The sequence below is a fragment of the Dysgonomonas sp. UBA7710 genome (assembly GCF_002482385.1).
Lineage (GTDB): Bacteria > Bacteroidota > Bacteroidia > Bacteroidales > Dysgonomonadaceae > Dysgonomonas.
The window spans coordinates 87,912-99,395 of sequence record NZ_DLFW01000029.1; the positions used below are offsets into that span (position 1 = coordinate 87,912).

General features: G+C 42.0%; 6 protein-coding genes. 2 read left to right on the forward strand and 4 right to left on the reverse strand.

The annotated features are described in order from the left end of the window. Window positions 1–27: 27 nt before the first annotated feature. Window positions 28–2,523, forward strand: coding sequence for a sugar-binding domain-containing protein (locus B3317_RS09615; RefSeq protein WP_291110959.1), 2,496 nt, complete (start codon window positions 28–30; stop codon window positions 2,521–2,523). Between the two features lie 97 nt (window positions 2,524–2,620). Here B3317_RS09615 and B3317_RS09620 read toward each other — a convergent pair whose 3' ends face one another. Continuing rightward, complete coding sequence (locus B3317_RS09620) at window positions 2,621–3,643, reverse strand: FKBP-type peptidyl-prolyl cis-trans isomerase (RefSeq protein ID WP_291110960.1); 1,023 nt, start codon at window positions 3,641–3,643, stop codon at window positions 2,621–2,623. A 259-nt stretch (window positions 3,644–3,902) separates the two neighbouring features. Here B3317_RS09620 and B3317_RS09625 point away from each other — a divergent pair, with 259 nt between their 5' ends. Then, a complete protein-coding gene (locus tag B3317_RS09625) occupies window positions 3,903–5,738 on the forward strand; it encodes a DEAD/DEAH box helicase (RefSeq protein WP_291110961.1) in 1,836 nt (611 codons plus the stop codon). A gap of 100 nt (window positions 5,739–5,838) precedes the next feature. Here the strand turns inward: B3317_RS09625 and B3317_RS09630 are convergent, their stop codons facing one another. From B3317_RS09630 to B3317_RS09640, 3 genes are read right to left on the reverse strand one after another with little or no spacing between them, the layout of a single operon-like run. Then, window positions 5,839–7,065 carry a glycoside hydrolase family 88 protein gene (locus B3317_RS09630; RefSeq protein ID WP_414647486.1) on the reverse strand — a complete coding sequence of 409 codons (1,227 nt, stop codon included), beginning with the start codon at window positions 7,063–7,065 and terminating at the stop codon, window positions 5,839–5,841. 21 nt (window positions 7,066–7,086) lie between these two features. Further along, complete coding sequence (locus tag B3317_RS09635; protein WP_291110963.1) at window positions 7,087–8,754, reverse strand: glycoside hydrolase 43 family protein; 1,668 nt, start codon at window positions 8,752–8,754, stop codon at window positions 7,087–7,089. Further along, on the reverse strand, window positions 8,751–11,480 hold the full coding sequence (locus tag B3317_RS09640; RefSeq protein ID WP_291110964.1) for an alginate lyase family protein: 2,730 nt from the start codon (window positions 11,478–11,480) through the stop codon (window positions 8,751–8,753). Before B3317_RS09640 ends, B3317_RS09635 begins: the two co-directional genes overlap by 4 nt. Window positions 11,481–11,484: the final 4 nt, after the last annotated feature.

The following is an 11,484-nucleotide window of genomic DNA, read 5'->3' on the forward strand; positions in this document are numbered from 1 at the left end:
CGCAGAAATTAACAAATTTAATATATCATGAAATTATCAAGATTACTTTCGAGTGCCGTTCTATGCCTGCTGACGTTATCATTAGCGGGTCAGGTGGGTTTCGGTGACCCGGAGAAGATTAACTCCGGCTGGAAATTTACTTTAAATGATGTCAAAGACGGCCAGACTCCGTCATTGGATGACAAAAGATGGAAAACTGTCGATCTGCCCCATGACTGGAGTGTGAAAGGTCAACTCAGCCCGACACTTGCCAGTGCAACAGGTTACCTGCCCGGAGGTATAGGCTGGTATCGCAAGGTACTCAACATACCCCAATCGAAACAAGGGGAAAAAGTATACTTATACTTCGAAGGAGTGTACAATCGTAGTGAAGTATTTATCAACGGTCAGTCATTAGGTAAACGTCCGAATGGTTATGTTTCTTTTATGTACGATGCCACTCCCTACATTAAATACGGGGAAGATAATATAATAGCCGTTCGCGCAGACCATAGCCAGTCGGCAGACTCCCGCTGGTACACCGGCTCTGGTATCTACCGTAATGTATGGATGGTATATGCCAATCCTCTGCATATTGCCCAATGGGGTGTATTCTCCTATCCTAAATCGGTGACTAAGAAACAAGCCATTGTGTCTGTAGAGGTGGAAATAGATAATTCCACGGTGAAAGATGCAAATCTGACCATCACGAATGAGTTGTTATCGGCAGATGGGAAAGTAGTTGCAAAAGATTCGAGGAAGTTGCAAATGACAGCCGGAAACAATAAGATATCGACAGAGCTGAAAGTAAACAATCCTCAGTTATGGGATTTGAATAACCCGAATCTGTACCAGTTAAAGACGGCAGTGCTCAAAGATGGCAAAGTTATAGACCAAACCACCACCACTACAGGTATCCGCAACTATACATTCGATCCGAATAAAGGATTTGCCCTGAATGGTGAATGGATGAAAGTAAAAGGCGTATGTATCCACCACGATGCAGGCGTATTAGGTTCGGCAGTACCAAAAGATGTATGGAAGCGCAGATTACTTACACTGAAAGAGATAGGAGTCAATGCTATCCGTACCAGCCACAATCCTCAGGCACCGGATTTATATAGCCTGTGTGATGAACTAGGATTATTGGTACTCAACGAAGCCTATGACGAATGGGAATTTCCTAAGCGCAAATGGCTTGAAGGCTGGAATGTAGGAACACCCGGATTTCAAGGTAATTTCGATTATTTTGGAGAATGGGGAGAAAAAGACTTGGCAGATATCGTTCGCCGCGACCGTAACCATGTATCCGTATTTGCATGGAGCATTGGTAATGAAGTGGATTATCCGAACGATCCTTATTCGCATCCGGTATTAGATGGAGGAGCAGCAACAGGCTTTACGCAAGCGATGTTTGGAGGATATAAGAAAGATGCGCCTGATGCCATGCGTTTGGGTGATATAGCTAAACGGCTGGTAGCAGTAGTTAAGAAATACGATAGATCGCGCCCTACAACAGCCGGACTGGCCGGAGTAGCTATGTCTAATCAGACGGCATATCCCGGGGCGCTGGATATCGCAGGCTACAACTATACTGAAGGGATGTATGCCAAAGATCATCAGACATATCCTGAACGGGTAATTTATGGTAGTGAAAACCGTCATGAACTAAGTGCATGGAAGGCGGCAAGGGATAATGAATATATATTCGGACAATTCCTGTGGACAGGTATAGACTATCTGGGAGAATCGGGGCGTTGGCCGTCAAGAGGCTTTTATTCGGGACTGCTAGACTTCGGAGGCTTTATTAAACCCAGAGGTTATTTCCGTCAGTCGCTTTGGTCGGATAAACCGATGGCTTACCTGGGCACCTATCCTACACCGGGAAAAGGTAGCAAAAGCCAGATGAAAGATGTATGGTCTCAACTGGATGCTGAAAATGAAGGCAATTACGAGGAGAAAACCCCGTCGATGGACGCATGGCCTATATGGAACTATCAGGATGGACAGTCTATCCGTGTAGTAAGCTATACCAATGCGGCAAAAGCCAGACTGGAACTGAACGGAAAAGAAGTAGGACAGACAAAAGAATATGATGACAATACCGGTATTATCTACTGGGATATCCCTTATCAGGCAGGTAAACTGGAGGTTATAGGAATGGATAAGGATGGTAATGAAACAGCCCGTTATGCCATACAGTCTTCGAGACAGCCATATGCACTGACTATCGTACAATCAGAGAAAGAGATATGTAAAGACAAAGGTCTTGCTCAAATAGTTGTGCAGGTAGTGGACGAGAATGGTATACCTGTGATGTTGTCCGATAATGAAGTTACCTGCCGTATAATCGGCCCGGCAAAACTACTGGGACTGGAAGCCAGCAATAATGAGGATATGAGTGATTATACGGATAACAAACACCGTGTCTTTCATGGTCATATACTTGCTTATATACAGTCTACAGGTGAGCAGGGAGAAATTAAAGTACAGTTCACTTCGCCTTGGCTGAAGTCAGTGGAAGAGACAATTCAGGTTAAGTAATAAAATGGCTCATAGCCAATCTGTTTATAGTAAAGTCGGCGTCAGTAATCCAATTACTGACGCCGACCTCTATTCTATTATACTTTTAATGACAGGCTTATTTAGGAATATCAATCAATTCCACTTCGAAGATGAGATTGGAGAAAGGCTTTATCGAGCCTTGCTCCCTCGCTCCATAAGCCAAATCGTAAGGGATATACAGCATCCATTTTGAGCCGACAGGCATTAACTGCAATGCTTCTGTCCATCCTTTGATTACCTGGCCTACACCAAATGTAGCCGGTTCTCCTCTATCCAGACTGCTGTCGAATACAGTACCGTCAAGTAATGTACCCTTATAATGAACTGTTACGCGGTCTGCTGCCGTTGGTATAGCTCCTGTTCCTTCAGTTATTATCTTATACTGCAAGCCACTGGGTAGTGTCACCACTCCGTCTACGGTCTTATTCTCTGCCATAAATTTATCACCTTCGGCAATCTGGCTGGCATATTCGGCTTTCATGTCCTCCGCTTTCTTCGCTTCGTTTACCTCCTGAGCTTTTTGAGCGGCTTCCTGTATAATACCTTCTGCTCCCTCTATGAGCAGTTTTTCATCTTTCAGGCTATTGGAGAAAGCAGAAACAAAGGCATCGATATTCAGTTTACCGGGTCCACCTAGTATTTCTTTCGAGAAATTATCAGTCATAGTCGAAAGCTGGCTCCCAATTGCCACACCCGAATTGAATGCAGATTTACTTTTATCTTGCTTTATAGTTTGGGCAAAACCAACCAAAAACTCTTCTAAATTGGCTGTATTGGCTTTTGTCAGGGAATCTAACTTAGAGGTCATCTCTGCCTTCAGCTTACTTTGTTTTGCGCTATCGTCTTCTTTTTCTATTCTGGATGTATAGTCGGCTCTCACCGCAGCAGTATCTGCTATAACTCCCATCTGTGACAAATAAGGTTTCAGCCCACTTTGCACCATGTTTATACCAAGAGCATAAGATATGGTATCAGCCTGTGTACTGAGGACTGGCTCTGCCGCCACAATTTTCTTAGGGGTTGTTTTTTTCTGTGCAAGCAAACCTTCCGGACTTAATATTGCGCATGCAACCAAAGAGAACAGTAATAATTTCTTCATATGACTAATTTTATTTGTTGATATTCTATGTTTATAGTTTCTGAGAATGTGTATATTATATCGAGATGCAAAAGTAGTATTTTTTATCCGTCTATATCATAACTTCAATAAACTTATTGTAAAATCTTGTAAAAACTTGAAAACTAATCACTACCTTTGCGCGTCCTTAACGGCTGACTCTCTTATGTCGAATATTCTTTGGGGTGGGAGTAGGCCTGTTGAAGGGTTAATTACCACATAAGAATATTTAAAATTTTTAATGAAAACATTTGAAGAATTAGGGGTCGCAGCGAATATCCGCAAAGCGATCGAAGAAATGGGTTACGAGAATCCCATGCCCGTGCAAGAAGAAGTGATTCCATACCTGCTGGGCGAAACAAGCGACATAATTGCATTGGCGCAAACAGGAACCGGCAAAACAGCGGCTTTTGGATTACCTGTACTACAAAAAATCGAAGTAAAAGAAAATGTACCTCAGGCATTAATACTGTGTCCTACCCGTGAGTTATGCTTACAGATAGCTGGCGATCTGGCAGATTATTCAAAATATATTGACAATCTGAGAGTTCTCCCTGTATATGGAGGTTCAAGTATCGAAAGCCAGATTAAATCATTGAAAAGGGGAGTACAGATTATCGTTGCTACTCCGGGGCGTCTGATAGACCTTATCAACCGTAAAACGGTCGATTTGAAGAACATAAAATATGTTGTACTCGATGAGGCGGATGAAATGCTGAATATGGGCTTTACAGAAAGTATCGATGAGATATTATCTAAAGTACCTGACGAAAGAGTAATGCTCCTTTTCTCGGCTACAATGCCTAAAGAGATTGCCAAGATTACCAAAAAATACATGCAGAGCCCTAAAGAAATTACGATTGGCCGTAAGAATGAAGGGTCGAACAATGTAAAGCATGTATATTATATGGTACATGCAAAGGATAAATATCTGGCGCTAAAACGTATTGCCGACTATTACCCGAATATATACGGGATCATTTTCTGCCGCACCCGCCGCGAAACACAGGAGATTGCCGACAAACTGATACAGGACGGATACAATGCCGATTCCCTGCATGGTGATCTGTCTCAGGCCCAAAGGGACTATGTAATGCAAAAATTCCGCATTCATAATATTCAGTTATTGGTTGCGACCGATGTAGCTGCCCGCGGACTGGACGTCGACAGTCTTACGCATGTTATCAATTACGGATTGCCTGACGATATAGAATCATATACCCACCGTAGCGGACGTACAGGCCGTGCAGGTAAAACAGGGACATCTATCTCTATTGTCCATGTAAAAGAGAAGGGTAAGATCAGGGAAATTGAGAAAATCATCAATAAGAAATTCGAACAGGGAGTAATTCCTTCGGGAGAGGCAATTTGCGAGAAGCAATTGTTCAACCTTGTTGACAGAATAGAGAAAGTGAAGGTGAACGAAGATGAAATATCGAACCTTCTCCCGTCTGTATACAGGAAACTCGACTGGCTGGAAAAAGAAGATATTATAAAGCGTGTTGTGGCCCTTGAATTTAACCGATTGATCGATTATTATCGTGATGCGGATGAAATAGAGACTCCTTCCGACCGCTTCTCTAAAGGAGATGATAAATCATACCCTCGTCGTAAAGATCGTGAACGTTCCGATCGTTCTTCGGGAGGTACACGTTCGGCGGAAAGAGGTTATTCACGGCTCTTTATCAATATCGGACGTACAGACAGTGTAAATCCGGCAACGCTCATGGGATTGGTAAACGATTTTGTACCCGAGAAGGTAAATATCGGACGTATCGACATCATGCAAAATTTCTCCTTCTTTGAAGTACCCGAAAAGGATGCCCAGAAAGTGATAAGCGCAATGAGCCGTCAGGAACAGAACGGACGTCGCATATCTGTAGAAGTAGCCCAAGGGGGCGGAGGTGGAGACCGGGGAAATTCCGGGGCTTCCCGTTTCGAAAGAGGTGGCGGTTATCGTGGAAACAGTGGTTCTTCACGTTCTGATAAGGGATCGAAAAGAAACTCAGATTTCAAATCGTCAAAACCGTCTGACAAAGGACATCGTAAGGGAGGGCGCAAACCTAAGTTTTCCTGATAGAAACCTAAGTTGACATATATATAAACGTCAGTTACTTATTCTATTTTGATAAAGTAACTGACGTTTACTTATATTTGCTATTACTTATTCGGTAACCTCATTTCTTAAAGTTGTCTGTAACAGATAAACCCTCTTTCATTTTCTTGTACCTAATCAATGCTTCGATGTAATAATAATCGGCATAATTAATAGAAGCATCTACTTCCGATTTATTAGGCCAGTGACCTACACTGTGCAATAAGAACGAAGGTTTACTTCCCCTGCTTTGATACTTATCTGAAGATAATTCGATTAACATTTTTGTAGCTGCAGTTTTATACTCTTCAGCTTTCATTCCTTTATCCTCCAATTGAGAGAGTTCAAGTAATGCAGAGGCGACAATGGCTGCTGCTGATGCATCTTTCGGTTCATGCGGTATATCAGGTGCGTCAAAATCCCAATAGGGAACAGATTCATTCTCAGGCAATCTGTTTAGATAAAGATCCGTTACTTTTTCAGCAAAGCGCAGGAACTGTTTGTCTCCCGTTTCCCTGTAAACCATTGTATAGCCATAAATAGCCCATGCCTGTCCTCTGGCCCATAGTGTACTATCGGCATAACCCTGATGAGTTACTCCTTTAATAAAATGGCCGTCAATGGTATCATATACTGCTACATGGTAATTACCTCCATCTTCGCGGAATTGATGTTTCATAGTTGTTTCCGCGTGCCTTGTTGCTATATCATACAATCTCTTACCGCCTCCATTTCTTGCTGCCCAATACAACATTTCCAGATTTATCATATTATCCATAATGGTATTATGAGGCCAGTTATTAGGTTCCACCTCACGCGGCCATGACAGTATTGTTCCAATTTTGGGGTTAAATAATGTAGCCAGTGTATCCGCGGCATTAAGCACAATTTGCTTGTATTTTTCACTTCCTGTAAGGCGATAGCCATTTCCATAACTGCAAAATATCTGAAAGCCTAAATCATGATCATAGGCCGGAAGCATTGCCAATGGATCTAATAAATCAGTATAAAATAAAGCTGCATCGGAGTCGCTGATATTTCTGGTATTTTCATAGTTGTACCAAAGAATTCCCGGCCAGAAACCGACTGTCCACTCGCTTATATCTATAGGAGCAAGTTTCCAGTGGGAGAGACTATCCATGATATTACGGGGCATCATCTTCCGATCTCCGATTTCGGACAGAGTCTTTTGTATCTGCACATTACAATACAAAAGTTCTTTATCTACAGCTAAAGTACCTGCGACTTCTTTTTCTGAACAGGACATAAGTAACGCGGCACAGCCAAGTCCCCAAATGATTCTTTTTATTTTCATGTTTTACTAAATTTCTTATTTTTCTATCCTAAACCAGTCAACATCCATCCATGAACGTGCTGTATCCGAGGCTTGATTCATTATAAACATTCCAACTTTTGCTCCTATCCATTTTCCTTGTCTGGCTTGGAATGGTTCACCTATTTCTTTATATTTCCTTCCGTCTGTACTATATGAGAAGGAGCATTTCCCTCCTTCTTTGACAATTATGCGAAAATAGAATTCCGTATTCTCCAGTTTGGTTTGGTAATTATACTTTATATCTGTCATTAAATTGTCCAATGATATTTTCGCCAGAATTTTTTCTCCTGTTTTTTGCTCTGCATCCGTACATCCGACTTGTTGCAGTTCATAATCATTACCTCTCTTCACCAATGCGATATATGAGTAATCCCATCCCATCATTATCAGGCCGGCTTTATCTCCTTCATTCTGAAGGACAGCTGTTACCTTCATCGTTGCTGTAAATTCAGGAGCCGGGAGTTTTTGCATCAGGAGATTGGGGATATCCCATACATTAGTAAAATTGTCAGGATAATATTGTCCGTACATACGGATATATCCATCGGCAGAAGGGAAAGCCCATCCTTGCCGGGGATTGGCATGCCACGACCATTGTAGTCCCAGTTTTGCTGTATTGAATTCATCACTCTCTACCGGAGTTTCCACCGGATGTACTTTACCTGTATTTGGCTTTCTATAAGAGAAAACAGGTTCACCGCAATAATTTTTATCGTTTATGCCCATCACAGGCCAACCATCTTTCCATGTCACAGGCTGTAGGTGTATGATGCGTCCGTATGGTCCTTTGTCCTGAAAGTGGATAAACCACGATTCTCCTGTTTGTGTTTCTACCAGTCCACCCTGATGCGGACCATTTATACTGGTGTTGCCCCGGTTAAGAACTCTCTTTACCTCGTACGGGCCATATATATTTTTTGAACGGAGTGCTATCTGCCAGCCCATTGCAACACCTCCGGCAGGGGCCAGCAAATAATAATAACCATCTTTCTTATAGAATTTCCCGCCTTCCACTGTATGATTTACTCCGTCATTTCCATCAAAAATCAGGGATTCCTCTCCTATAACCTTTGTTCCGTCTTCATTCATTTCACATACGGTCATCACACTATTGAAACCGGCCCGGCTACCGGCCCATGCATGGGTAAGGTAGACCTTTCCATCGTCATCGAACAGAGGGCTGGGGTCTATCCTTCCTTTTCCGGGAAGTACAAGTACCGGTTTATCCCATCTGCCTAAGATATCTTTTGTCTTAACTACATATATGCCGAAATCGGGATCACCCCAATAAATCATATACTCACCTTTATGATAGCGGATACATGGAGCCCAGACACCTTTTCCGTGCTGTACCTTATCAAAGAAACCCGCAGGTTCCACTCCTTCCATATAGAGATCAGAAAGAGCATAGTTTATTATCTTCCAGTTCACTAAATCCTTTGAATGGAGAACAGGCAATCCCGGAACACAATTGAAACTCGATGCGGTCATGTAAAAGTCATCGCCTGTACGAATGACATCGGGGTCGGAGTAATCTGCATAAAGAACAGGGTTCTTATATACTCCGTTGCCTTGGTCAGATATCCATACCTGCGATTTGTAAGTTTGAGAATTGGCTATTATACAAGTGAATAAACTTATCGTCAATATTATTCCCTTCATAAAGTAATCTTTTGATAAACAGTTTTTTCCATCACTTTTCCTTTTCCTCTCGCATTGGTTATTGTGACCGGCTTATCACAAGTAAAATAATATTCTCCGTTTTTATATTCCAATATGGCATTTGTTTTTTCATTAGCTTCGAGAATAAAGCCCCTTGCCTGTACCAGTGTTCCATTACCTAAGAATATGATAAAGTCCTTTCCACCCTCACTTACCATTACATAAGTTGCGTTTGCAGACATATTATTATATGATACTTTTTCATCTTTTACCGACGAGAAAATATAGTCCGTCCTGCCCGGTTTACTTTTTACAATCAATCCTACAAAATCATTTGATGCAGTATCCGCTTCAAATGATTGGATAGACTCAATTGATTTTCCACCATTTTCAGTTGTTGGTTCAAATATGGAAACAAACGGATGTGTCCAGGCCTCCCCATACTGGCGGGCAGCAATAGTAAGAAAGGGCTCTTTTCCCACTTCATAGGGAACACCATGATTCCCCCTGAAATTATCGGTTGGAGGAGCTTTGATCGAGAATACTTCTCTGTCAGGGTAGCCTTTCATCCAAAGATTCATATAGATATGATTATTATCCGGGGTCGACATCTTCCATACGGCCTGATAATCTTTATCCGTTTTTACCGATTTCTTGTCCCACATATAATCGAGGGCAAAGAGATGCCCTCCGGCAAATGCCATATCATCGCTCGGTAGCGAGTTTAATGGTTGTCCTTTGGAATCTTGAATAAATAATTCTTGTCCGAGATTATGATAGAAATAATCGTGATATTTATCTCCTTCGCGCTGTTTTCTGGAACGGAATATATCTATATAATATCCTGTTGTTTCACTGGTTCTTACAATGCTAAGGAAACGGTTTTGATCGCTGCGGCTCTCAGGTTCAAGGAAATAAGCGTCGGAATAGGTGATATCCGGATAATACCCGGTCAATTGCCCTGATTGCGGATAGCAACCAAGCAGATCGAAAGGATGATTGCTTAACATCTCAGGGTATTTGGATATGCCGTCTACCATTACCGTATTATGGGCCGGGAACTGCGAATAATATTCCAGATAGGGCGCCTGAAAATAAGACGATCCCCTTCCGGATTCAGCCCCCAGTATATAGCCCTTTCCATACAATTCTATCGAAATACCGTTTGAATGCATATGATTTCCTAAAGAGGCATACTGGGATATCATCAGCCCGTTCTCTTTATTATTATATCCGCTACGTTGAACAAACCAGCTTACATTAGGAGCATAGAATGTCTGAGTCACATAATCATCAAGTTTCCCTCTTTCGATGTTCGTATCCAGTATAAGAGGTTTACCGGTAAAGAACGAGTAAATCTGAGGCGGAAGTTTTTCCGGTTTCTCACTTTTCCGTTCTGCATCAGGATCAAAGAGCCTGTACATTTTAGTATATAAATTTTCATTTTCTTTGTCTCCATATTTCTGCGACATGCGTATCATATCGCTGAAAGCCTCTGTATTGATAGTATTGTAATGCGTATCGCCAAATGCGGTTATCATTCCATTCGGAAACAGATATTGAGGCAGCATTCTTACAGCTTTTCCCATCACAGGAGTGTAGGGGAGAAGATTCTGATTAAATGTATTGTCATAATCCCGGATAAAATTAGTCAGGTCCTTTGTTACTCCCTGCGCGTATCCGGGACATTCGCTCCATACCCCGTTATCAGGATCATAGCCATATTCCATGAATTTGGTTAAAGACCACTGGCGGGCCGAGGATTTGTTGAGTATATAGTCGATATAATATTCCCGGCCTTTGCTGTCGGCATAAGCCTTATTATCTTCCAAGACCATTGCCACTTTCAGTATAAATTTGGCCTGATGCAGGTTCCAGTTGTTTTGAGGCACACCGTTCTTTATGGTTATATCTATCCATTTCTTGAATGTAGCCGTATACAGATCCATTTTATCCTGATGATTTGCCTTTATATAAGGATATAGGAAATCATACAGACAGGCCAGTTCATTCAATATACGTTCCTGTATCACCTCAAAAGTAGATAGTCCCACAAGTGTCTGCACATGCCCATTATTCAGATCGACAGGTTCATTACGGTAATACATGCCTGTCATGTAAGTATCGAGAAGGTCGAAAGCGAACTTTGCATATTTCTCATCATCAGTCAGCCAATAGATAAAAGCTGCATCTTTGCCTATGCCCATTATTTGTTCATTGATACTCTCTATTCCCGAAGCGTTTGATTGTTCTCCCCATTCGAGAGGCCGCCCTTCTTTCTTTGTATTATGAAAATAAACCCCTTTGGTATCGTCCATGTAAGGAATGATATCTTCTATTTCAGGCCGGCTGTAAACCGATGCTCCTCCGCGCGAACTACCGAAACGTACTGTTGGCACAGGAGCTTTTCCATCAGCATGTGAATATACTCCACCCCGTATATATACATTGGTAGCCTTACTCTTCCAATACATCATCAGACGGGAATAAAGCCAGTCAGGTTGTATCTGTGTTTTAGCTACATATGGATCGATACGGTTCAGGATGCCCAGCTTTACCTCTTTAGCCCAGGACTCTGTTTCAATTTGTTTTTGCACGACAGGTTTATAACCGGGTATTGCCAGCAAACGGGGATGTGTCTGCGGCAGATTTTGAGGCAAGGGTATTTGACTATAAGACAAATGGCAAATAAAACCGGTAATAAGCAATATATATAATTTTTTCATTGTC

What these genes read in the sequence shown, in the direction of transcription:
- B3317_RS09625 (WP_291110961.1), top strand. Translation starts at nt 3,903, where the DNA reads ATGAAAACATTTGAAGAATTAGGGGTCGCAGCGAATATCCGCAAAGCG.
- B3317_RS09615 (WP_291110959.1), top strand. Translation starts at nt 28, where the DNA reads ATGAAATTATCAAGATTACTTTCGAGTGCCGTTCTATGCCTGCTGACG.
- B3317_RS09635 (WP_291110963.1), bottom strand. Translation starts at nt 8,754, where the DNA reads ATGAAGGGAATAATATTGACGATAAGTTTATTCACTTGTATAATAGCC.
- B3317_RS09620 (WP_291110960.1), bottom strand. Translation starts at nt 3,643, where the DNA reads ATGAAGAAATTATTACTGTTCTCTTTGGTTGCATGCGCAATATTAAGT.
- B3317_RS09640 (WP_291110964.1), bottom strand. Translation starts at nt 11,480, where the DNA reads ATGAAAAAATTATATATATTGCTTATTACCGGTTTTATTTGCCATTTG.